Annotated in this window: 18 protein-coding genes; 4 read left to right on the top strand and 14 right to left on the bottom strand. The window is 67.9% G+C overall.

The window, feature by feature from the left end; genetic code table 11:
* Positions 1-44: 44 nt before the first annotated feature.
* Entirely contained in the window at positions 45-818 is a 774-nt protein-coding gene (locus tag IAE58_RS14995) for a DUF4349 domain-containing protein (RefSeq protein WP_199933611.1), read from the bottom strand.
* 154 nt (positions 819-972) lie between these two features.
* On the opposite strand from IAE58_RS14995, the gene IAE58_RS14990 reads away from it, so the two are divergent.
* Positions 973-2,781 (top strand): DUF885 domain-containing protein, encoded by a 1,809-nt coding sequence (locus tag IAE58_RS14990; protein WP_199933604.1) that lies wholly within the window; start codon positions 973-975, stop codon positions 2,779-2,781.
* A gap of 51 nt (positions 2,782-2,832) precedes the next feature.
* On the opposite strand, the gene IAE58_RS14985 is transcribed toward IAE58_RS14990, so the two are convergent.
* From IAE58_RS14985 to IAE58_RS14975, 3 genes are all read right to left on the bottom strand, one after another.
* A complete protein-coding gene (locus IAE58_RS14985; RefSeq protein ID WP_199933603.1) occupies positions 2,833-3,444 on the bottom strand; it encodes a hypothetical protein in 612 nt (203 codons plus the stop codon).
* Positions 3,445-3,511: 67 nt separating this feature from the next.
* Positions 3,512-5,344 (bottom strand): multidrug efflux ABC transporter SmrA, encoded by a 1,833-nt coding sequence (smrA, locus tag IAE58_RS14980; RefSeq protein WP_199933602.1) that lies wholly within the window; start codon positions 5,342-5,344, stop codon positions 3,512-3,514.
* Positions 5,345-5,432: 88 nt separating this feature from the next.
* The gene (locus IAE58_RS14975; RefSeq protein ID WP_199933601.1) at positions 5,433-6,995 is read right to left on the bottom strand and encodes a serine hydrolase; all 1,563 of its coding nucleotides are present in this window, start codon (positions 6,993-6,995) and stop codon (positions 5,433-5,435) included.
* A 110-nt stretch (positions 6,996-7,105) separates the two neighbouring features.
* Here IAE58_RS14975 and IAE58_RS14970 point away from each other — a divergent pair, with 110 nt between their 5' ends.
* Positions 7,106-7,549 carry a VOC family protein gene (locus tag IAE58_RS14970; protein ID WP_199933600.1) on the top strand — a complete coding sequence of 148 codons (444 nt, stop codon included), beginning with the start codon at positions 7,106-7,108 and terminating at the stop codon, positions 7,547-7,549.
* A 12-nt stretch (positions 7,550-7,561) separates the two neighbouring features.
* Here IAE58_RS14970 and IAE58_RS14965 read toward each other — a convergent pair whose 3' ends face one another.
* Entirely contained in the window at positions 7,562-8,062 is a 501-nt protein-coding gene (locus tag IAE58_RS14965) for a Pr6Pr family membrane protein (protein WP_199933599.1), read from the bottom strand.
* Between the two features lie 78 nt (positions 8,063-8,140).
* On the opposite strand from IAE58_RS14965, the gene IAE58_RS14960 reads away from it, so the two are divergent.
* Positions 8,141-9,088: a DMT family transporter gene (locus IAE58_RS14960; protein WP_199933598.1), complete on the top strand. Its 948-nt coding sequence runs from the start codon at positions 8,141-8,143 to the stop codon at positions 9,086-9,088.
* Between the two features lie 146 nt (positions 9,089-9,234).
* Here IAE58_RS14960 and IAE58_RS14955 read toward each other — a convergent pair whose 3' ends face one another.
* The 5 genes from IAE58_RS14955 to IAE58_RS14935 all read right to left on the bottom strand — a co-directional run bounded on the left by IAE58_RS14955 (position 9,235) and on the right by IAE58_RS14935 (position 17,438).
* Positions 9,235-10,305, bottom strand: a complete 1,071-nt coding sequence (locus IAE58_RS14955) for a sensor domain-containing diguanylate cyclase (RefSeq protein ID WP_199933597.1) — start codon at positions 10,303-10,305, stop codon at positions 9,235-9,237.
* Between the two features lie 85 nt (positions 10,306-10,390).
* Positions 10,391-11,113 (bottom strand): pseudouridine synthase, encoded by a 723-nt coding sequence (locus tag IAE58_RS14950; protein WP_108752566.1) that lies wholly within the window; start codon positions 11,111-11,113, stop codon positions 10,391-10,393.
* Between the two features lie 34 nt (positions 11,114-11,147).
* Positions 11,148-12,812: a diguanylate cyclase gene (locus tag IAE58_RS14945; protein WP_199933596.1), complete on the bottom strand. Its 1,665-nt coding sequence runs from the start codon at positions 12,810-12,812 to the stop codon at positions 11,148-11,150.
* Positions 12,813-12,928: 116 nt separating this feature from the next.
* Positions 12,929-15,346, bottom strand: a complete 2,418-nt coding sequence (locus tag IAE58_RS14940) for an EAL domain-containing protein (protein ID WP_199933595.1) — start codon at positions 15,344-15,346, stop codon at positions 12,929-12,931.
* 166 nt (positions 15,347-15,512) lie between these two features.
* Positions 15,513-17,438, bottom strand: coding sequence for a DEAD/DEAH box helicase (locus tag IAE58_RS14935; protein WP_108754755.1), 1,926 nt, complete (start codon positions 17,436-17,438; stop codon positions 15,513-15,515).
* Positions 17,439-17,696: 258 nt separating this feature from the next.
* On the opposite strand from IAE58_RS14935, the gene IAE58_RS14930 reads away from it, so the two are divergent.
* Positions 17,697-17,918: an RNA-binding S4 domain-containing protein gene (locus tag IAE58_RS14930; RefSeq protein WP_108752563.1), complete on the top strand. Its 222-nt coding sequence runs from the start codon at positions 17,697-17,699 to the stop codon at positions 17,916-17,918.
* 20 nt (positions 17,919-17,938) lie between these two features.
* Here IAE58_RS14930 and ubiM read toward each other — a convergent pair whose 3' ends face one another.
* The 4 genes from ubiM to IAE58_RS14910 all read right to left on the bottom strand — a co-directional run bounded on the left by ubiM (position 17,939) and on the right by IAE58_RS14910 (position 21,390).
* Complete coding sequence (ubiM, locus tag IAE58_RS14925; protein ID WP_199933594.1) at positions 17,939-19,117, bottom strand: 5-demethoxyubiquinol-8 5-hydroxylase UbiM; 1,179 nt, start codon at positions 19,115-19,117, stop codon at positions 17,939-17,941.
* 103 nt (positions 19,118-19,220) lie between these two features.
* Positions 19,221-19,610 (bottom strand): MAPEG family protein, encoded by a 390-nt coding sequence (locus IAE58_RS14920; protein WP_108749028.1) that lies wholly within the window; start codon positions 19,608-19,610, stop codon positions 19,221-19,223.
* Between the two features lie 12 nt (positions 19,611-19,622).
* Positions 19,623-20,168, bottom strand: coding sequence for a DUF4019 domain-containing protein (locus tag IAE58_RS14915; RefSeq protein ID WP_199933593.1), 546 nt, complete (start codon positions 20,166-20,168; stop codon positions 19,623-19,625).
* 58 nt (positions 20,169-20,226) lie between these two features.
* The gene (locus tag IAE58_RS14910; protein WP_199933592.1) at positions 20,227-21,390 is read right to left on the bottom strand and encodes a hypothetical protein; all 1,164 of its coding nucleotides are present in this window, start codon (positions 21,388-21,390) and stop codon (positions 20,227-20,229) included.
* Between the last annotated feature and the right edge of the window lie 336 nt (positions 21,391-21,726).

Genomic DNA, 21,726 nt, shown 5'->3' with positions numbered 1-21,726 from the left:
GCGCGCCGGGCCTGGCCCGGCCGCTACCCGCACTGCGGCGCCGGTCAGGCCTTGCGACGGCGGCGCCGCCACCAGGTACGGACGCCCCAGCCACACAGCACCGCGATGACCGCCACCGGCAACAACGCGGCAGCCGCGCGGATCAGGAAGGCCACGCTGGTGCTGAGGATGCTGCCCGATTCACTCAGCGCTTCACCGATCTCGCTGCGGCTGCGCTGGCCCGAGGTCGTGCCGAAGTGCACCGTCACCAGCTGCGTGTCGATGCGTCGGCGCTGCTGTGCGCTGTCCTTGTTGGCCTGCTCCACGCCCGCCTCGATTTCAGACAGCCGCGCGGTAACCGCCAGCAGTTCTTCCACCTTCAGGTCCTTCCGGTCCTGGTAACTCAGCAGGCGCGCGTGCTCCTTTTCCAGCCGCGCCTTGGTCAGCGCGGTATCGGCCACCTGCTGGGCCAGGTCTTCGGCACGGGTGTTGCGCGACTGCACGGTGCCACCTTCGCCAGCCAGCGCGATCAGCGGTTCGGTACCCTTGGGCGCAATACGCACGCGCACCTCGCCATCGGGGCGTTCGCCGCTGCGCTGGTTGACCTGCAGGACTGCGCAGTCGCCGAACTTCGCGCTCTGGCAGGCCTGCGCGATCTGCTGGATGCGCGGCGCGATCTGCTCGGCCGGCAGCTGCACCTGCACGTCGTGCTCGTAGGCCAGGAACGCGCCTTCCGGTGAAGAGACCGCGGCGGCGGCCACACCGCCGGCATCGGCGGCCATATCACCGTTCTTTGCACAGCCGGCCAGTGCCAGCGCCAGCAGCGCCCCCTTGGCCATCACCGCCATCGCGCCGTAGCGGCCGCGTCCCTGTTCCTGCATGTCCTGCGCTCCAATGAAGATTCCCTGAGGCGCACATGGTAATCCTATGGCAGGGGGACAAAGCAGCCCCGGCGGCCTATGCTCGGGGTTTGACCCCGTACAGGAACGCCTGATGCGCCCGCATCTTCTTGCCCTTGCCCTGGTTGCCGCCCTGGCCGGTTGCCAGCCGGCCGACGCCCCGACCAACGCCTCCACCCCGGCCGCCGGCCAGCAGGCCGCTGACCGGGCCGCCGATGCGGCCTTCGCCGATCTGTCCAAGCGCGCCCTGGACACCTGGATGCAGCTGTCGCCGGTCAGCGCCACCCAGATCGGCGACCACCGCTATGACAGCGAGATCGACGACCTGAGCGCCGCCGGCCAGCAGAAGACCGTGGCCGCCTACAAGGCGCTGCTGGGCGAGCTGGACAAGATCGAAGTGGCCAAGCTGGGCCGCGAGAACCAGGTGGACGCGGCGATCCTGCGCAACCAGCTGCAGTCGGAAATCTGGAACGCCGAAGTGCTGCAGTCGGGCCAGTGGGACCCGCAGCTGTACAACGGCCTGGCCGGCAGTGCGATCTACGGCCTGATGGCCCGCGAATTCGCCCCGCTGCCCGAGCGCCTGAAGTCGGCCACTGCGCGCATGGAAAAGCTGCCGGCGATCTTCGCCCAGGCGCGCGAGAACCTGGACCCGGCACGCGTGCCGAAGATCCACGCCGAGACGGTGGCCAAGCAGAACAAGGGCATCCTCAGCATCGTCGATACCTTCATCACCCCGCATATCGGTGAACTGCCGCAGGCCGACCAGCAGCGCCTGCAGGCGGCCATCGATGGCCTGAAGAAGGCCGTGGACGAGCAGCAGACCTGGCTGGACAAGACCCTGGTGCCCAATGCCAAAGGCGACTTCCGCATCGGTGCGGAAAAGTACGACCAGAAGCTGAAGTTCGCGCTGAATTCCTCGCTGTCGCGCCAGGAGATCGGCGAGCGTGCGCGTGCCGAACTCAAGCGCGTGCGCGAGGACATGTACGGCATCGCGCAGACCGTGCTGAAGGGCAAGCCGGGCGCACCGGAGATGCCGGCCCAGCCGACCGACGAGCAGCAGCAGAAGGCGATTGAAGCGGCGCTGGAGCTGGCCTACGCCGACAAGCCGGCGCGCGACAAGGTGGTGGACGATGCCAAGGCCGCGCTGGAGCAGTCCACCGCGTTCGTGCGCGAACACGATCTGATGACCCTGCCCGATGCACCGGTGGACATCATCCTGATGCCCGAATTCCAGCGCGGCGTGGCCGTGGCCTACTGCGATTCGCCGGGCCCGCTGGACAAGAACCTGAAGACCTTCTACGCGGTCTCGCCCATTCCCGACGACTGGAATGACAAGCAGGTCGATTCGTTCCTGCGCGAATACAACTCGCGCATGATCCACCTGCTGAGCATCCACGAAGGCACGCCGGGCCATTACCTGGAAGGCTGGCATTCGGCCAAGTTCCCCTCCACCCTGCGCGCCGTGCTGCGTTCGGGCCTGTTCGCCGAAGGCTGGGCGGTCTACACCGAGCGCATGATGCAGGAGCAGGGTTACCTCAACAACGACCCGCTGTTCCACCTGGTGCAGCTGAAGTTCTACCTGCGCACCATCTCCAACGCGATCCTGGACCAGGGCGTGCACGTGGACAACTGGGATCGCGAAAAGGCGATGCACCTGATGACCCACGATGCGTTCCAGCAGGAAAGCGAAGCGAGCGGCAAGTGGGTGCGCGCGCAGCTGACCTCGGCGCAGCTGCCGACCTACTTCGTCGGTGCGCAGGAACACTTCGACACGCGCAAGGCCATGCAGGACAAGCTGGGCGACAAGTTCAACCTGAAGGCCTACCACGACCAGATGCTGTCCTACGGCGCGCCGCCGGTGCGCTTCGCCCGCCAGCTGATGCTGGACCAGCCGATCGAGTAATCGACCGGGTATGAGGTGAACGAAAACGGCCCGGGGAAACCGGGCCGTTTTTCATCCACGCGTGGCGTGGATGGCATTCCGCACGGACAGTGGCGTCACAGGCGCTGCAGCCTTCTTCAGCTCGATCGGAACAGAGAACATACGCCTGACATCAAGCGCTTCGCTTTCGTAACTGTTATCGAAGTCCTTTTCAGGCAACTCGACCACGATGACGCCGCGCTCGCCGTCGACCATTATCCCCTGGTGCTCCGGGAACAGCGCCTGGATCTTTCCAGATCCCACTACGTTCTGAAGCTCATTCAGGGAATGCGCCGCACCCACCACGAAGTGGTAGGTGACCCGTCCGTATCGGGTGTCAACGATCCTGGAAGGCACTGGGTCGGCTCCGGTCAGCCTCACCGTCACGACCATCGGGTTCTCGGTAAACGTCTTGCCTGCAAACCGGTCCGGCATGACCTCCATGATCTTCTGAAGCGCTTCTCCAGCCGCCATTCGAAGGCGCAGGCGCCTGTCGGCTTCCTCCGCGGTCAGCCCTTCTTTCTCTGCAAAGATCTGGACGACAGGATCGGTGGCGGGAGTCACATTCTGGGCGTACGCAGAAGGCAGTGCCGAAGCGCCAACACACATGACGAGTGCGATCACGTGTCTGCAGTTGCGTTTCATGGGACCTCCCTGGTCCAGCAGGGGGTCAGAGCCCTTTCCTGCGGAAAGGGATCCGACCCCGATGCGGTTATTGATCGGCGGCCATGAAGCCGCCGGTCTGCCGCGCCCACAGGCGTGCATATAGGCCACCGGCATCGACCAGTTCGGCATGGGTACCGGTTTCGACGATGCGGCCCTGGTCCATCACCACCAGCCGGTCCATCCGCGCGATGGTCGACAGCCGGTGCGCGATGGCGATCACCGTCTTGCCGCCCATCAGCTCGTCCAGGCTGTCCTGGATCGCCGCTTCCACTTCCGAATCCAGCGCCGAGGTTGCCTCGTCCAGCACCAGGATCGGTGCGTCCTTCAGCAGCACGCGGGCGATGGCGATGCGCTGGCGCTGGCCGCCGGACAGCTTCACCCCGCGCTCGCCGACGTGGGCGTCATAGCCACGGCGCCCCTGCCCGTCCACCAGCGTGTCGATGAACGCCTCGGCACGGGCCTTGGCCACGGCGGCGCGCAGCTGCTCGTCGCTGGCATCGGGACGGCCGTACAACAGGTTGTCGCGGATCGAACGGTGCAGCAGCGAGGTGTCCTGGGTAACCACACCGATCTGCTGGCGCAGGCTTTCCTGGGTGACGTGGGCGATGTCCTGCCCGTCGATCAGGATGCGGCCGCTTTCCAGGTCGTACAGGCGCAGCAGGATGTTGACCAGGGTCGACTTGCCGGCGCCGGAGGGGCCCACCAGGCCGATCTTCTCGCCCGGCTTCACCACCAAGTCCAGGCCGGCGATCACCCCGCCCTTCTTGCCGTAGTGGAAGTGGATGTCCTGGAAGCGCACGCCACCATGGGCCACCTGCAGCGGCACCGCATCGTCACGGTCCTGCACGGTCAGCGGCTGGGCGATGGTGGTGATGCCATCCTGCACGGTGCCGATGTCTTCGAAGATGCCGTTGATGGTCCACATGATCCAGCCGGACATGTTGTGGATGCGGATGACCAGGCCAGTGGCCAGGGTGATCGCGCCCACGGTGATGTGCCCGCCGTTCCACAGCCACAGCGCCAGGCCGCAGGTGCCGGCAATCAGGAAACCGTTGACGATGGCGATGGTCAGGTCCATGCCGGTGGTGATGCGCGTCTGTGCGCGATGCTTCACCGCCAGTTCCTGGATCGATTCGGCCACGTAGGCCTGCTCGCGGCCGCCGTGGGCGAACAGCTTCAGGGTGGGAATATTGGTATAGCCATCGACGATGCGGCCCATCGCCTTGGAACGCGCTTCGGAGGCGATCCATGCGCGTTGCTTGGCGCGCGGCACGAAGTACGCCAGGATCACCGCATAGGCCAGCAGCCACAGGATCAACGGCACCATCAGGCGCCAGTCGGCCTGCGCGAACAGGTACAGCGCGGTGCCGGTGTAGACCACGATGTACCAGAGCGAATCGACCATCTGCACCGCCGATTCGCGCAGCGACGTACCGGTCTGCATCACCCGGTTGGCCACGCTGCCGGCGAAATCGTTCTGGAAGAAGCTCAGGCTCTGCCGCACCACGTAGTTGTGCATCAGCCAGCGCGAGCGGTTGCTCAGGCCGGGCACGATGGCCTGGTTGACCAGCAGGTTGTGCAGGCCCACCAGGATCGGCCGTGCGATGACCGTGATGAACAGCATCCAGCCCAGTTCATTGGCGTGGCGCTGGAAGAAGCCGGCACCGGGCTGTTCGGCGACCATGTCGACGATGCGGCCCAGGTAATCGAACATCGCCACTTCCACCAGCGCCAGCAGCAGGCCGGCGATGAGGGTGGCCAGCAGCACCGGCCACACCGGGCGCAGGTAGTGCAGGTAGAACGGCAGCACCTTCTGCGGCGGCATGCGGCCATCGACCGGCGGGAACACCGGAATCAGAGATTCAAACCAACGAAACATCACAGTCCCTCGCCATAAATCAGCGCGGGGATTATCCCATGCCGGGTGTTCATCCCGCGCGCTCGCCGGGCATGGCCCGGCGCTACCGTCACGGGGTGACCGGGGTGAACTGCAGGTCCTGGAAGTCGAAGCTGAAATCGGTCAGGTCCGAGATGGACTGCATGCGCACCTCGCGCACCTTGCCGTCCGGGTCCAGGCTGAAGTTCACGAACGCATCGGCGTTGAGCGAGCGGTCGTCCCAGCGCACGATGAAGGTGTCGTGCTGCCAGTGCTCCAGGCGGCCGGTCAGCTGCGCGGTCTTGGCAAAGCTCAGGCGCAGGCCCTTGCCCTCGGCCACGATGGCCATGTCGCCGTACCAGCGATCGCGGTACTGGCCGGCATAGCCACGCAGCGGCAGCGACGGCGTGCTGCCCTTGGCACGCTCGGCCTGGTGCTTGGCCCAGGCTTCGTCGGCCTTGTCCTGGCCCTTGGCCACGCCCTTGGCGTAGGCGTCGACCCAGTCATGCTTTTCGCCGCCCAGGTAGGCGTCGAGCACGCTGAGAGTGATCGCGTTGAAGGCCGCGCCCGATTCCTGGTTGGTCAGCACCACCACGCCCAGCTTCTGGCCCGGCACCAGGGTCAGCCGCGAAACCATGCCCGGCCAGCCGCCGGTGTGCCAGACCAGCTTCTGCCCACGGTAGTCGCTCAGGTTCCAGCCTTCACCATAGCCGGCGAAGTTGGCCCGTGCCGGCTCCAGTTCGGGCACGCTCGGCGTGGCAATGGCCTGCGGCGTGATCATCTGCCACATGTCTTTCTGCGTCTTGGCACTGAACAGCGGCGTGCCGTCGGCCAGCGTGCCCTCGGCCAGCTGCACCTGCATCCAGCGCGCCATGTCGTGCGCGCTGGAATAGATGCCACCGGCACCGGCGTTGTTCGACCAGGTGAGCGGCGCAACCGTGCGCAGGTCCTTGAAATCGTACTTGGCGTGGCCCACCGCCGCGTTGTCACCGGGCTGCAGGTGGTCGGCGTTGTAGCGCGTACCGGCCATGCCCACCTTGTCGAAGATGCGCGTCTGCAGGAACTGCTGGTAGCTCATGCCCGACACTTTCTCGATCACCTGCTGGGCGACCGCATAGAGGATGTTGTCGTAGGCATAGCGCTCGCGGAAACCGCCCTTCAGTGGCACCTGGCCCAGGCGCTGCACCACCTCGGCATTGCTGTAGCTGGTGGTGGGCCAGAACAGCAGATCGCCGGCGCCCAGGCTCAGGCCGCTGCGGTGCGACAGCAGGTCGCGCAGGGTCATCTGCCCGGTCACGAAGGGGTCGGACATGCGGAACGACGGCAGGTGGTCGATCACCTTGTCGTCCATCTTCAGCTTGCCGTCCTCGGCCAGCAGGTTCAGCGAGGTAGCCGTGAACGCCTTGGTGTTGGAGGCGATGGCGAACAGCGTATCGGCCTGTACCGGTGCCGGCTTGCCCAGTTCGCGCACGCCCCAGCCGCGTTCCAGCACGATCTGGCCATCCTTGACCACGGCCACGGCTACGCCGGGCACGTCGAACTGCGCGCGCACGCGCTCCACCGTTGCGTCCAGGTCCTGCAGTTGCGGCGGGGTGGCCGCACTCGCCATGGTGGTGCACGCCAGCAGCACGGCTCCTCCGATCCAGGTTTTCATCCAGCACCATCTCCGAACAGGGGTCGCGGCCGTGTGCAGGCCGTCACCGGGGTTTCGCACGATGGTAACGGGCGGCGATCCACCCTGCCCTGTGCCATAGGAGGGGTGCCGTGGTTGACGATCTTGCGGTGGGCAGCGGCTCCACCATCATTCCCTGCCTGCGCTACCGCGATGCGCTGGCAGCGATCGACTGGCTGCAACGTGCCTTCGGGTTCCATGCGCAGGCGGTGTACGCCGAGGGCGGAACGGTCTTCCATGCCCAGCTGGTGTTCGGCCAGGGCATGATCATGCTGGGCTCGGCCAGCAACGGCGGCGAGTGGTCGAAACTGGCGGTGATGCCCGACGAGGTGGATGGGCGGCAGACCCAGAGTGCCTGCGTGATCGTGGCCGATGTGGATGCCCACTACGCCCGCGCCAAGGCCGCCGGTGCGCGCATCGTCATCGATATTGCCGACCAGGACTACGGTGGCCGCGGCTATGCCTGCGCCGACCCGGAAGGCTATCTGTGGTGGTTCGGCAGCTACGACCCGTGGCGCGCCGGGGCCGGCCAGTAGGTTCGGGCACGCTCAGCGGCCGCGCCAGCGGTCCAGTGCCCACAGGGCGGTCCAGCCCAGCACGAACACGCCGGCCACGCGCAGCACGTTGCCGCTGAAAGCGGCCACTCCGATGCGCTGCAGGTCCAGGAACGGGTACGGCACCTGCCCGGTCAACGCGCCGCACAGCATCGCCCAGCCCAGGTAGGCCACCGGCACCAGCAGCACCGGGCCCAGCGACCGCTGCAGCACCAGCCCGTAGACCAGCCCGGTCACGCCGATGCACAGCGCCAGGGTCGCCGCCAACGGCGCTGGCAGGTGGCGGCCACATGCGATCCACACACAGCCCAGGCACACCGCCAGGTTGCTCAACACGGTGAAGTAACTGCAGAAACGCAGGGTGGCCATGGCCACGCCCGCCGCCGCGCCGGGGCCGGTGAGCAGCAGCGCGCACTGCAGCAGCAGTGCGGCGGCCGCCGCCACCACTGCAGTCAGCAGAGCCCAGCCTTTCAACAGGTTCCAGCGCGCGGCCATGGCGATACCCGCAAGTACGGTGCGGCGAGCATGCCGCAGCCATCGCCGGCCGCCACACGCATGCCGCACAATACGCACATGGCCACCCCCGATACCCGCAAAGCGCTCTGGCAGATCCACTTCTGTGTCCTGCTGTGGGGCATCACCGCCATCCTCGGCAAGCTGATCACCCTGCCGGCGCTGCCGCTGGTGTGGTGGCGCATGTTGCTGGTGGTGGCCATGCTGGCGCTGCTGCCTCGGGTCTGGCGTGGCCTGCGTACCCTGCCGCTGCGGCGGGTGGCCGGTTATGCCGGCATCGGTGCGCTGGTCGCGCTGCACTGGCTCACGTTCTACGGCGCGGTGAAGCTGGCCAACGCCTCGGTCGCGGCCACCTGCATTGCGCTGGCACCGGTGTTCACCTCCATCATCGAGCCTTGGGTGGCCAAGCGGCCGTTCCAGCTGCGCGAACTGGCCTTCGCCCTGGCCGTGCTGCCGGGCGTGGCGCTGGTGGTGGGCGGCGTACCCGATGGCATGCGTCTGGGGGTGCTGGTGGGCGCGCTTTCGGCGCTGCTGGTGGCCGTGTTCGGCTCACTCAACAAGCGCATGGTCAGCCATGCCGATCCGCTGACGGTGACCGCGCTGGAGCTGGGTGCCGGCACCCTCACCCTGACCCTGCTGGCGCCGCTGATGCCGTACCTGCTGCCGGCCCTGGCCAGCCCGCTGTGGGTGGTGCCGGACCTGCATGACGGCACCCTGCTGCTGGTGCTGGCCGGCGCCTGCACCCTGTTGCCGTTTGCCCTGGCCCTGGTGGCGCTGCGCCACCTGAGCGCCTATACGGTGCAGTTGGTGACCAACCTGGAACCGGTGTACGCGGTGGTGCTGGCGGTGGCGCTGCTGAACGAACAGCACGAAGTGACCCCGTGGTTCTACCTGGGCGTGGCGATCATCGTCGGCGCCGTGTTCCTGCACCCGCTGTTGAACCGCCGCAAACCGGTGCAGCACCCGGAAATCCTGGGCACCGCCGAGGCGCGCAACATCGCCGAATGAGGCGCCGCCGTCGAGCATGGCTCGACGCTACAGAATCAGTGGGTAGAGTCGAGCTTGCTCGACTGCTTTTCGCCGGGTGCCAACAGAAGTCGAGCAAGCTCGACTCTACCTGGACACACGCCAACAGCAGTCGAGCAAGCTCGACTCTACGGGGCCAGCTCCACGCGGTTGCGGCCGCTGGCCTTGGCCCGGTACAGCGCGGCGTCGGCGCGGGCCAGGGTCTGGTCGGTGTTTTCGCCCGGCTGGTACTGGGCCACGCCGATGCTGATGGTGACCGGGAAGCCCAGCGGCAGATCGGCCACCGCCATGCGCAGGAACTCACACTGCAGTTCAGCGGTACGCAGGTCCACATCGGGCATCAGGGCCACGAACTCTTCGCCGCCATAGCGCGCCGCCATGCCGCGCCCGCCGAAGTGCGAGCGCAGCAGCGCCCCCAGTTCGGCCAGCACCCGATCGCCGGTGGCGTGGCCCTGGAAATCGTTGATCTGCTTGAAATGGTCGATATCCACCAGGGCCACGCAGGTCTGCCGCAGCTGCCCATCGGCGGTGGCTACCGCTTCGGCCAGGGCGACGGCCAGCGCGCGTCGGTTCGGCAATCCCGTCAGCGCGTCGGTGCGGCTCTGTTCGGTCAGGTCGGCGTTCTGCGCCAGCAGCACCTCGTGGTACTCGGCCAGCAGGCGCTCGTAATCATCGCGCTCCAGCATGTGGTTCTGGATATCCAGCGCGAAGCGGCGCAGTTCCATCACCAGCATCACCTGGCGTGACAGCGCGGCCAGCGCCTCAGCCTTGTCCGGCGCCAACTGCTGCGGGTGCGCATCGAACACGCACAGCGTGCCCAGCGGCAGGCCATCGCTGCTGACCAGCGGCGCGCCGGCATAGAAACGCACGTGCGGATCGCCGGTCACCACCGGGTTGTCGTGGAAACGGATGTCCCGCAGCGCGTCCTCCACCACCATGATTTCCTGCGGCTGCAGGATGGCGTGCCCGCACATCGATTCGCTGCGCGGGTTTTCCGCCGCATCGATGCCCTGGATGGATTTGAACCACTGCCGCTCGACATCGATCAGGGTGACTGCGGCCATGCTGGTACCGCACACCGCCTTGGCGATCACCACCAGGTCATCGAAGGATTTTTCACGGTCCGAATCGAGAATGCGGTAGCGATACAACGCCTGCAGGCGCTCGGCTTCGTTGGCAGGCTTGTCGGGCTTGATCATGCAGCGTCATGTTCCGGCAGGTCGCCGCCGAGTCTAGCCGATGTTGCTGCCGGGTCATGCCCGGCGGCCATTCGTCCGAGGGGGCTTACCAGTCCTGCTGCTGCGGCAGCAGCCCGTGCAGCTCCTGGTCGGTCAGGTTGCGCCATTGGCCCGGCTTCAGCGCGCCGATCTTGACGTTGTCGATGCGCACGCGGCGCAGCTGCGTCACGCGGAAGCCGAACTCCGCCGCCATCAGGCGGATCTGCCGGTTCAGACCCTGCTGCAGGGTGATGCGGAAACCGAACTTGGCAATGCGCGAGGTGCGGCACGGCAGCGTCATCTGGTTGTGGATGCGCACGCCGCGCGCCATGCCGCGCAGGAACTCGTCGGTGACCGGCTTGTTCACCGCCACCAGGTACTCCTTCTGGTGGCCGTTCTCGGCACGCAGGATCTGGTTGACGATGTCGCCATTGCTGGTCATCAGGATCAGGCCTTCGGACTCCTTGTCCAGGCGGCCGATCGGGAAGATGCGCTGTTCGTGGCCGACGAACTCGACGATGTTGCCCTTCACCGAGGTTTCGGTGGTGCAGGTCACCCCGACCGGCTTGTTCAGCACGATGTAGACGTGGCGGCGCGCGCCCGGCTTGCGCGCGGTGCGGGCACGCAGCGGCTGGCCGTCCACCAGCACGGTGTCGTCCTCGCCGACCACCGCGCCGGTGCCGGCCGGGCGGCCGTTCACGGTCACGCGCCGGTCGGCAATCAGACGGTCGGCCTCGCGGCGGGAGCAGAAGCCGGTTTCGGCAATATGTTTGTTGAGTCGGGTGGTCATGCGCCCATTATCCGGCATTGCCACCCTCGCCGCCTCATGCAACGGCAACGGAATCTGTGGTTTCGCCGTCGAAGACCCGGTTGCGGCCGCCGCGCTTGGCCACGTACATGGCATGGTCGGCACGCCGCAGCAGGGCCGCCAGGTCGTCCTGGCCGGGCCGCCACTGGGCCAGGCCGATGCTGGCGGTCACCTGCAGGCCGGGCACCTGCAGGCTCTGGCAAGCTTCGGTGATGCGCTGGCGCAGCACGTCCAGGCGCCGCCGCGCATCCTCGCGCGTCACCCCCGGCAGCACCACCAGGAACTCCTCGCCGCCCATCCGCGCAACCTCGTCCTGGCCGCGCACGCTGGCGCGCAGGGCGCGGGCCACCGCCACCAGCACCTGGTCGCCGACCTCATGCCCGTGGCGATCATTGATGTCCTTGAACAGGTCAATGTCGAGGAAACCGATGACCAGGCCACCGTCATCGCGCGCACCGCGCTGCAGGTGTTCGCCCAGCTGCTGCAGGCCGGCGCGGCGGTTGGGCAGGCCGGTCAGCGAATCGGTCTCGGCCAGGTGGCGCATCTCGTCGCGCTGCTGGCGCAGGCGGCCCAGGCGCAGGTTCAGGGCGTAGGCGGCCATCATCAGCAGCCAGGTCACCGCCAGCTGCAGCGCTTCCACGCGGTATTCCAGCAACCACCCCGCACTGACGGCGTCGGCGGCGATCAGCACCAGCATCGGGGTCAGCGCGGCCAGCCCGGCCTGCGACCACACATCGCCGCGCAGCCGCGCCCACAGGCCCACCGCCAGCGACAGCGCACAGCCCAGGATGAAGCTGACCTGCAGGCCAACCGCCACCACCTGCAGACCGTCGCGGCCGAGCCACGGCACCAGCGCGGCCACCGCCAGCAGGCCCCACAGCACGATCTGCTGCGGCAGGCGCGAGCGCGGCAACTGCCGATCGCCCCCGTTCAGGCGCCACAGCGCCGGCAGTGCCATGGCCTGGGTGGCCGCGGTCAGCGCGATCAACCACCAGGCGGCGCGCTCGCCCACTGGCAGCCAGGGTTCGGGGTAACCAGACAGGCCGCCCAGCACCGCCTGCCACAGCACCAGGATCAGCGTGGCGCCGATGTAGAACAGGAAGCTGCGGTCACGGGTGGTCAGGTAGCCCATCAGCGCCGACAGCGCCAGCGCGATGGCGACCGCGATGCAGGCCGCGCGCACCAGCAGGCGTGCGGTGTCGTTCTGCTGCACCGGGCTGGGCGCGCCCAGCCGCAAGGTCGGCACCCAGCGCGCCTTCAGCGGGGTCTGCCAGGAAACGAAGAAGGGTTCATGGCTGCCGGCGCGGGGCACGGCCACCATGCCAATGCCGGCGCGGAAGCGCGAATCGCGGGTACGCGCATCGTCCATGTTGCCGCAGATCTCGCGCTCGCCATGCTGCAGGCGGACTTCGCCGGCGAACACGTTGAACACATCCAGCGCCTGCGGTTCGCCCGACCAGCCGCCCGGCGGGGCATCCACGCGCACTTCCTGGCGCGGCCCGGCCAGCATCTGCGGCGTACACGCGCGGTGCGGTGTGGGCACATCGGTAGCGGCGCCCACCAGCAGATAGTCGCGCCCGGCTTCGGCCGCGCGCGCGTGGCCCAGCCAGGGCAATGCCAGCCAGGCAAGCAGCAGCACCAGCACTGCCCCTACTTCAAACCGCACGTGCCTGCCAACCACGCTCTGTCCCGCTGTTGCTTACGTCCGCGCCCAGTGCACGTCGCCCCTGCGGCCATTATCGCAGCCTGCGGCGGCCCCGGTGTGTAGACCAAATGCGGCCCCCCCAGGTCGACGGCTCAGTGCTCCGCTCCGGGCTGGCCCACCAAGCGCAGCGGGCGCTGGTCGGCCAGGGTGAGCCGTTCCAGCGGCTGCGGGCGCTCGATGGCGAACCCCTGCAGGCCCTGCACGCCCAGTGCCGCCAGCGCATTGGCCACTTCCTCGGTCTCCACCCATTCTGCCACCACTTCCATCTGCAGTTCGCGGCCCAGTTCGCTGATCGCGCGCACCGTGGCATGGCTGACCGGGTCGCTGCCCATGTCGCGCACGAAGGCGCCGTCGATCTTCAGGATGTCGGCCGGCAACTGCCGCAGGTAGCCGAACGAGGACAGTCCCGAGCCGAAATCGTCCAGCGCCATGCGGCAGCCGCGCGCCTTCACCGCATCGATGAACGCCCGCGCCTGGGTCAGGTTGCTGATCGCCGCTGTTTCGGTGATCTCGAAGCACAGCTTGGCCGCCAGCGCGCGGTTGCGTTCCAGCAGGTCGCAGACGAAGGCCAGGAACCCCGGCTCGGCGATCGACTGGGCCGACACGTTGACGTTGCACAGGCCGAGCTGGCGCACGTGCGCCGGGCACACCTGCAGGTGGCGGAACAACAGGCCCAGCACATGTCGGTCCAGCGCCACGGCCATGCCGTAGCGTTCCACCGCCGGCATGAACTGGCCCGGCAGGTGCAGTGCGCCGGCGGCATCGCGCATGCGCACCAGCACCTCGTAATGCAGGTAGCCCGGATCGCCCACCTTGGCAATGCGCTGGGCGTAGAGCAGCATGCGGTTCTCGGCCATGGCCCGGCTGACCCGCTGCAGGCGCTCGGCCTCCTGCCGCCGCTCCTCCAGCGCCAGGCGGTCTTCGTTGAAACAGTGGATGCGGTTGCGCCCGGCCTGCTTGGCCGCATAGCAGGCGCTGTCGGCCGCGCTCATCAGCCAGTTCACGTCCTGCGCGTCGGCGGTCACTTCCACCACGCCGATGCTGCAGCTCAACTGCGGGCTGCCTTCGCTGATCGGGAACGTGGCCTGGCCCAGGTTGCGCAGCAGCCGCTGCAGCACGCGCTTGGCCTCGTCCTGGCTGGCGCGGGCCAGGAACACCGCGAACTCGTCGGCACCCAGGCGGCCGACCCAGTCGCCGTCGCGCACCGCGCCGATCAGGTACTCGGCGAAGCCGCGCAGCATCTGGTCACCGGCGGCGTGGCCGAAGCTGTCGTTGACCAGCTTGAAGTGGTCCAGGTTGATGTAGCACAGCGAATGCACGCCGCCTTCCGAGCGCACCTGCAGCAGGGCGTTCTCCAGCAGCCGCTCGATCTCGCGGCGGTTGATCAGGCCGGTCAGCGGGTCATGGCTGGCGTGGTGCTCGATCTCGCGGGCCAGAGCATGGTGCTGGCTGACGTCTTCGATGATTGCAAACACCGACAGGCCGCGGCCGGGGGTACGCACGCCGGTGCCACTCCAGCGGCCCCACACCAGGCTGCCGTCACGCCGGCGGAAGCGCAGCTCGCCTGGCCGCAGCTGCCGCTCCCAGTCGATCTGGCCCTGCTCGTCCAGCACCAGTTCGCCTTCCATCAACAGCTCGGCAAAGGTGGCCTGCAGCAGCTGGTCGCGGCGATAGTCCAGGATATCGGCAATGGCCTGGTTGGCCTCGATGACCCGGCCCTGCGCGTCCAGTTTCAGCATGCCCACGTTGGCCTGGTAGAACGCGGCGCGGAACCGGCTTTCATGTTCGCCCATGTCCTTGCCCACGCGTCGGGCCAGGGCAATGGCCATCAGGGTGATGCCCAGCACCGACACGCCACCGACCACCAGAGTGGCGATGCGTACCGCCCCTGACATGTCCAGCAGGGCCTGCGAAAACGCCTTCGCCTGCCCCTGCAGGGTCTGGTCGATGTCGCGCAGGCGCTGCAGGTAGGCATCGCGCGCCTGCACCGTCAAGGGGCCTTCATGGTGGCGCTGGCGCAGTTCGCTGATCAGCGCCTGCATGGCCAGCACGCCTGGGTCGGTCTGTCGCCACAGCGTGGTGGCATCACGGAACGCGCCGAAATCGCGGGCATGGCGGAACGAGAACACCAACCGTGCCACGTCACCCTTGGCGTTGCCGCCGCGCAGGAAGCCGGCGCGGGCGCTCGCCTCGTCCGGCTCGGGCTGTTCCAGCGCCAGGCGCGCGTGCAGGTCACCCAGCGGCAGCTGCAGCGCGCGCTCGGCATCATTCAGATCGATCAACTGGCCGCGCACCAGGTATCGGCTCAGCGCCGAGGTGGCCTCCTGCTGGCCGCGGGACCAGTGCCCCTGGCCGGCAATCCAGGCGGTGGACGCCGCCTGCAGCTCCTGGATGACAGCCGACAGCCCAACCAGGCCGATCGCCATCCCGGTCAGCAATGCAAATCGCAGCCCCAACCCCCGGGTCATCGGCACCCGTCGGTCTTGCTGCTCGCTACCCCTCCTACCCATCCTGGATCCCCCCCGGACGCGATTACGGTGGCAACCTCCTGCGGAACCCGTTCAGCCTAGAACCGTGGATGTGTGGACGGTGCGAAGCCCACGAAAAAGGGCGGCGGTCGCCCGGGCCATCCGAAGATGAAGGCCCAGTCGACCACCGCCCCTTCAGGCGTGGTGCTTAGAAGCTGCGCGGACCGCGCGGCTTGAAGCCATCACGGCGCGGCGGGCGACCTTCACGGTCACCGCCGGGGCCACCCGGGCCACCGCGGCGCGGGCCACCCGGACCGCCCGGACCGCGCTTGTCGAAGCGCGGCTTGAACGGACGCGGAGCCGGGTTGATCTCTTCACCGGCCGCCAGCGGACGCATCTGCAGCTGCTGGCCCGACACCCATACCTTCTGCAGGTGGCTGAGCACGTCCTGCGGCATCTGCGCCGGCAGGTCCAGCAGCGAGAAATCGTCGTGGATGTCGATACGGCCGATGTAACGGCTTTCCAGGCCCGCTTCGTTGGCGATGGCGCCGACGATGTTGGCCGGCTTCACGCCATGCTGGTGGCCCACCGAAATGCGGTAGGTCTCCATGCCCTGGTCCGGTGCACCACGCGGCGGCACTTCACGGCGCGGGCGCTGTTCGAAACCACCCTCGCCTTCTTCGCGGCGCGGGCCGCGTTCAAAGCGCGGGCCGCGTTCGTTGCGGTCGAAGCGATCACCGCGTTCCGGGCGGTCGCCACGGTCGAAACGCTCGCGCGGCGCGCGTTCTTCACGCGGCGCGCGCACCGGCGGCTGCAGCAGGAACGGGGTATCGCCCTGCAGCATCTTGGCCAGTGCGGCAGCCACTTCGATGGCCGGCACGTTCTGCTCGGTCTCGAAACGCTCCAGCAGCTGGCGGTAGAAATCCAGACCGCCGGCGCCCAGGGTTTCGCTGATGCGCGAGGTGAACTTGTTGATGCGGGTATCGTTGACCGCTTCCACGCTCGGCAGCTGCATTTCTTCGATCGGCTGGCGGGTGGCGCGCTCGATCTGGCGCAGCATGCCCTTCTCGCGCGGGGTGGCGAACAGGATCGCCTCGCCGCTGCGGCCGGCACGGCCGGTACGGCCGATGCGGTGCACGTAGCTTTCGGTGTCGTACGGGATGTCGTAGTTCAGCACGTGGCTGATGCGCTCCACGTCCAGGCCACGGGCCGCCACGTCGGTGGCCACCAGGATGTCCAGCTTGCCTTCCTTCAGCATGGCGATGGTGCGCTCACGCTGGGCCTGCTGCATGTCACCGTTGATGGCGGCAGCGGCCAGGCCACGGGCCTGCAGCTTGCTGGCCAGTTCTTCGGTGCCGGCCTTGGTGCGCGCGAAGATGATCATCGCGTCGAACGGCTCCACTTCCAGGATGCGGGTCAGCGCGTCCAGCTTGTGCATGCCGCTCACCCACCAGTAACGCTGGCGGATGTTGGCCGAGGTGGTGGTCTTGGCCGCGATGGTCACTTCCACCGGGTCCTGCAGGTAGGTCTGCGCGATGCGGCGGATCTGCGGCGGCATGGTGGCCGAGAACAGGGCCACCTGGCGCTGCTCCGGCAGCTTCTTCAGCACCGCTTCGACGTCGTCGATGAAGCCCATGCGCAGCATTTCATCGGCTTCGTCCAGCACCAGGGTCTTCAGCTCGGACAGGTCCAGGGTGCTGCGGTCCAGGTGGTCGATCACGCGACCGGGGGTACCGACCACGATGTGCACGCCGCGGCGCAGGGCCGACAGCTGCTGGCCGTAGGGCTGGCCGCCGTACACCGGCAGCACGCGGAAGCCGGGGATCTTCGAGGAATACGACTGGAACGCCTCGGCCACCTGGATGGCCAGCTCGCGGGTCGGCGCCAGGATCAGGGCCTGCGGCTTGGTCTGCTGCAGATCGATGTTGGACAGCACCGGCAGCGCGAAGGCCGCGGTCTTGCCGGTACCGGTCTGGGCCTGGCCCAGCACGTCGCGGCCTTCCAGCATGGCCGGAATGGTGGCGGCCTGGATCGGCGAGGGGGTTTCGTAGCCGATGGCGCTGACCGCCTGCATGACAGGCTCGGACAGGCCGAGCTGCGAGAACTGCAGCGGCGCTTGGGAATCTTGGGACATGGAAAACTCCAAAGGCACGGCCATCTGCATGGCAGTGCGATAAAAAAGGGATGGTCCGCGCTTTGGGCGCCCTTCTTATCGCGTGCCCTGGCGCTGCTCGTTCGGAGGGAGATTCACTCGCTCAGAGGGGAATGATACCGCACCGTGCCTGAACGGCGCGTACAGGAAACCATTCGCATCCATGGCCGCCCACACTGGCGCACAATACGCGACCCGCGCGGCCGGCCCCGGCCCGCCCCCACCAGGAAACCGCGTTCCATGCAGATTCTCGAATTCGACCTCGACGGCGAGTACGTCGAACTGAAGCAGTTGCTGAAGCTGGCCGACCTGGTCACCAGCGGCGGCGAGGCCAAGATGGTGATCGGCGACGGTCAGGTGCTGGTGGACGGCCAGGTCGAGCTGCGCAAGGCCTGCAAGATCCGCGCAGGCCAGGTGGTGGAATTCAACGACAGCCAGATCCGCGTGCTGGCGGCCGGCTGACCCGGCCGGGCAAGGCAGGATCAGGCCACGCGCTGGGTCAGGTGCGAGGCAATCACCTTGCGGAACGGTGCTACGCCCTGCGCCAGCCGCAACCCGGCCGCGCGCAGCAGGCGGGCCGGCGCGCGGTCATCGGTATACAGGCTGGCGATGGCGTTGGTGGCCTCGTACAGCGGCCGCGAGGCCAGCCGGTGGCCGCGCTCGTAGCGGGCCAGCATGCCCTCGGCGCCGATTTCCGCCGCGCGTCGCTGCTGCTCCAAGATGCCCTGCGCCAGGCGCTGAGCGCTGGCCAGGCCCAGGTTGAAACCGTGGGCGGTGACCGGGTGCATGCCCACGGCGGCATCGCCGATCAGCGCACAGCGGCTGCCGACGAAACGGTGCGCGTAGACACCGACCAGCGGATAGGCCTGCGGCGTGGCCACCGGCTGCATCTGCCCCAGGCGGTGCTCGAAGAACGTGGTGATGGCCTGGCCGAAGGCCACCTCGTCCATCGCCAGCAGCTGCTCGATCTGCCGCGGCGGCAGGGTGACCACCGCTGACGCCTGCCCTTCGTTGAGCGGCAGCAGGGCCAGGGTGCGGCCGTAGCCGAACCATTCCCAGGCCGTGTGGTGATGGTCGCGCTCGACCTGCATGCGGCACACCAGCATCGATTTACCGAAGTCGCGCATCTGCGCGCCGATGCCCAGCATGCGGCGGGTGGTGGAAAAACGGCTGTCGGCGGCCACCAGCAGGCGTGCGTGCAGTTGGCTGCCGTCATCCAGGGTGACCACGTGGCCCTGCGCATCGGCACGCAGCGATTGCAGCTTGCGCCCGTCGAACAGCTGCAGGCCCTCCTGGTCCTGCACGCCCTGCCAGGCCGCCCGCCGGATCAGGTGATTGGGCACCAGCCAGCCCAGCGGCTGGTCGGCCGTGCGTTCGCTGGCGAAGGTAAGCGCGAACGGCGAGCCGCCGTTGAGCACCTTGGCATCGCGCAGTTCGGCAATTTCGCTGGCCGGCAGCCGTTGCCACAGGCCCAGCTGTTCCAGCGTCTGGCGCGAGGCATGGGTGAGTGCGATCTCGCGGCCGTCGAAGGCGGCCGCCGCCAGTGCCTGGCGCGGCTGGGCTTCCACCAGCCCGACCTGCAGGCCGCTGTCGGCCAGCGCGCGCGCAAAGCACAGGCCGGCCGGCCCGGCTCCCACCACTACCACGTCCATCCCACGCATGCCTGTCTCCTGACCCTTGTCCGTTCGCTACCAGCTTAGCGCTGGGCACGTTAAGGACCTTGATCTGGATCAGCGCAGCAACCGCCCCTGCCCTCTACCGGCCTTACAGCAGGGCCAGCACCAGCGACAGCACCGCCACGATCGACACCACCCAGACCAGGCTGCGCACATACGGCACACCGCTGGCGTACAGCGGCAGGTACACCACGCGGGCCCAGAAGTAGACCTGCGCGGCCAGCACCGTGTGCTCGCTGCTGCGCCCGGACAGCACCACCGCAATGGCGGCGGCGGCGAAGAACGGGAAGGTTTCGAAGAAATTGGCCTGGGCCCGCGCCAACCGCGCCGCCAGCGCACCCAGCGGCGCGTTCTGGCCGTCGCGTGCCGAGGCGTTCCACTTCAGGCCGCGCTCGCGGGTGGCCGCACCGGTGGCGGCAAAGATATGCACGAAGCCGAGCAGCATGGCCCAGGCCAGCATCGTCAGTTCGGTCGCCATGTTCGATCTCCGTCAGGGAACGGAAGCGCGCAGGCTGTAGCCGGCCAGGCGCCAGGTCTGGTCTTCGTCGAAACGGAACGACACCAGTTCGCGCACCGGCTGAGCGCTGCTGGCAAAGCGGGTGGGGAAGCTGACGTTGATGTACAGCCCTTCCGGCACCGCCGCGCCGGGGCCGTATTTCACCCGGGTCACGCTGGGCTGGCCACGCCCGGCCAGGGCGCCCAGGCGGGTACGGTCGGCCGTGAGCTGGCTGACGAAGGCGGCCTTGGGGACAGCGCGGCGCGCCACGACCGAAGCACCGTCCCACAGCTCACCGGCGCGGTTGCCATCGACCAGCTGCGCGGCCTTCAGCGCCGCGGCGGTCATTTCTGCGTCCTGCTTCTGCACCTGGGCCTGCTGGGCCGGGGTCAGCGTCGGCGCAGCCGCGGTGGCGGGCTTGGCAGCGGCCGACGTGGCCGGTGCCGGGCGCGCCGGCGCCGGTGCGGGCGTGGCCGGCGCAGGTGCCTGCGCCAGTGCGGCCAGGGGCAACAGGGACAGCAACAGGAACGCGCGCTTCATGGCCACCGCCGGTTCAATGAATGGAACCGCAGTCTACGCCAGCGCGGTGATCGGCTCGTCAGCGCGTAGTACTGCTGGCTTCCAGTGCAGCGGCCTCGGCTTGGGCGGGTGCGCCGCCGCTACCAGCAGCCGGCGGCTGCTCGGCCACCGGCGGCTCGGGCGGCGCCGGCGGCAGGGTGGCCACATCGATCTCGGACAACGGACTTTCTTCCGGGCACACCGGATCGGGGAAGCCGAAGCGTTCCTTCAGCGCCTGCCCGCAGCTGTTGATCGATTCCATGTCCACGCCCTCGCGCTTGCACTGCTGGTCGAAGGCGACCAGGAAGGCATCCTTGCGCTGCACGAAATCATCGCCGCAGGTGCGCATCTGCTTGATCCGCTCCAGATCGTCCTGCACCGCATTGGTGCCATCCAGGCCGAACTGACGCAGCTCTTCGGGAGTGAGCAGGCGCAGGCTGCGGTTGGGCACGGTCATCATCAGATCGGCCACGCCCACGGCAACGCCGTTGCGCTGCAGGTAATCCTTCACGTTGTCATAGACCTCGTGCAGTTCGCGGTTGAGTTCCGCGCGCGAGGTCGCCTTGGAACTGATGCGCATCATACGGTGGATGCCGACCTTGCCCGACAGCAGGCGGTTGTCGCCCGCGGCAAGCACGAACACGCAGGCGCTGTGGCAGATCGACCCTTCGCGCACCCAGATCGTCCAGCCCGATTCACCGATGCTGTCGCCGGCCACGATGGCCGATTCCACCTGGCCGCCACTGGAATCCAGATCGAGGATGCGCTTGTGGATCTTCAGCGCGTCGGCCACCACGGCCAGGCGCCAGACCAGTTCGGCGAAACCGGGATTGATCTTGCCGGCATAGCGCACGCGCAGCAGCCCACGCTCGGCGCATGGTGCCAGCGCCTGCTGGATCTGATCGCGCCCCAGCCCTTCCAGCGCCACACCATCGCCCTCCCCACCGGCGTAATCGGTGCTGCAGCTGATCCAGGCGTTGCCGTTTTCCAGTTGCGCCGCCGCCCACGGCCGGTCCGCCCGACTGCGCGGCGGTGCCGGCGGCGGCGGCGCATCGGCGGCATTGATCGACACCATGTTCTCGCCATCGCTGGCCGGCGCCCGCGTCGCCTTGTCGGCCGCGGTCACGTTGCCGGGATTTTCCAGTTGCTTGCAGCCGGCAAGGGCCAGGCACAACAGGGGCAACCAGCGGAATCGGAAAGACATCGGGCAACCGGTATTCGAGGGAAGCGAGAGCCACAGTCTACCCGCCAACGCCGCGCATTCAGCGTGCGGCACTGAACCCATGGTGACCTTGGGGAACGCATCCACGCATGGCGTGGATCTACTGGCGCAACCGTGATCGGGTAGATCCACGCCATGCGTGGATGAATCTGTCACTCACCGAGATCCATCCGGGGTCAGAGCCCGTCGCTGCGCAACGGGATCCGACCCCGTGCCGTCCCTACAGATCGCAGCCATCTGTCGAAGGCGGGGTGGTATGGGCAGGCGGGACCGCAGGCGCCATGGATGGCGCCTACGAGCCCCCATGGTGAAGTGACC

Source organism: Stenotrophomonas sp. S49, assembly GCF_016624905.1.
Classification (GTDB): Bacteria; Pseudomonadota; Gammaproteobacteria; order Xanthomonadales; family Xanthomonadaceae; genus Stenotrophomonas.
This window is presented reverse-complemented; position numbering and strand designations above follow the sequence as displayed.

Bases quoted from the DNA above. Each gene is read 5' to 3' on its own strand.
- IAE58_RS14995 (WP_199933611.1), bottom strand. From the start codon at position 818: ATGGCCAAGGGGGCGCTGCTGGCGCTGGCACTGGCCGGCTGTGCAAAG.
- IAE58_RS14990 (WP_199933604.1), top strand. From the start codon at position 973: ATGCGCCCGCATCTTCTTGCCCTTGCCCTGGTTGCCGCCCTGGCCGGT.
- IAE58_RS14985 (WP_199933603.1), bottom strand. From the start codon at position 3,444: ATGAAACGCAACTGCAGACACGTGATCGCACTCGTCATGTGTGTTGGC.
- smrA (WP_199933602.1), bottom strand. From the start codon at position 5,344: ATGTTTCGTTGGTTTGAATCTCTGATTCCGGTGTTCCCGCCGGTCGAT.
- IAE58_RS14975 (WP_199933601.1), bottom strand. From the start codon at position 6,995: ATGAAAACCTGGATCGGAGGAGCCGTGCTGCTGGCGTGCACCACCATG.
- IAE58_RS14965 (WP_199933599.1), bottom strand. From the start codon at position 8,062: ATGGCCGCGCGCTGGAACCTGTTGAAAGGCTGGGCTCTGCTGACTGCA.
- IAE58_RS14960 (WP_199933598.1), top strand. From the start codon at position 8,141: ATGGCCACCCCCGATACCCGCAAAGCGCTCTGGCAGATCCACTTCTGT.
- IAE58_RS14955 (WP_199933597.1), bottom strand. From the start codon at position 10,305: ATGATCAAGCCCGACAAGCCTGCCAACGAAGCCGAGCGCCTGCAGGCG.
- IAE58_RS14950 (WP_108752566.1), bottom strand. From the start codon at position 11,113: ATGACCACCCGACTCAACAAACATATTGCCGAAACCGGCTTCTGCTCC.
- IAE58_RS14940 (WP_199933595.1), bottom strand. From the start codon at position 15,346: ATGGGTAGGAGGGGTAGCGAGCAGCAAGACCGACGGGTGCCGATGACC.
- IAE58_RS14935 (WP_108754755.1), bottom strand. From the start codon at position 17,438: ATGTCCCAAGATTCCCAAGCGCCGCTGCAGTTCTCGCAGCTCGGCCTG.
- IAE58_RS14930 (WP_108752563.1), top strand. From the start codon at position 17,697: ATGCAGATTCTCGAATTCGACCTCGACGGCGAGTACGTCGAACTGAAG.
- ubiM (WP_199933594.1), bottom strand. From the start codon at position 19,117: ATGCGTGGGATGGACGTGGTAGTGGTGGGAGCCGGGCCGGCCGGCCTG.
- IAE58_RS14920 (WP_108749028.1), bottom strand. From the start codon at position 19,610: ATGGCGACCGAACTGACGATGCTGGCCTGGGCCATGCTGCTCGGCTTC.
- IAE58_RS14915 (WP_199933593.1), bottom strand. From the start codon at position 20,168: ATGAAGCGCGCGTTCCTGTTGCTGTCCCTGTTGCCCCTGGCCGCACTG.
- IAE58_RS14910 (WP_199933592.1), bottom strand. From the start codon at position 21,390: ATGTCTTTCCGATTCCGCTGGTTGCCCCTGTTGTGCCTGGCCCTTGCC.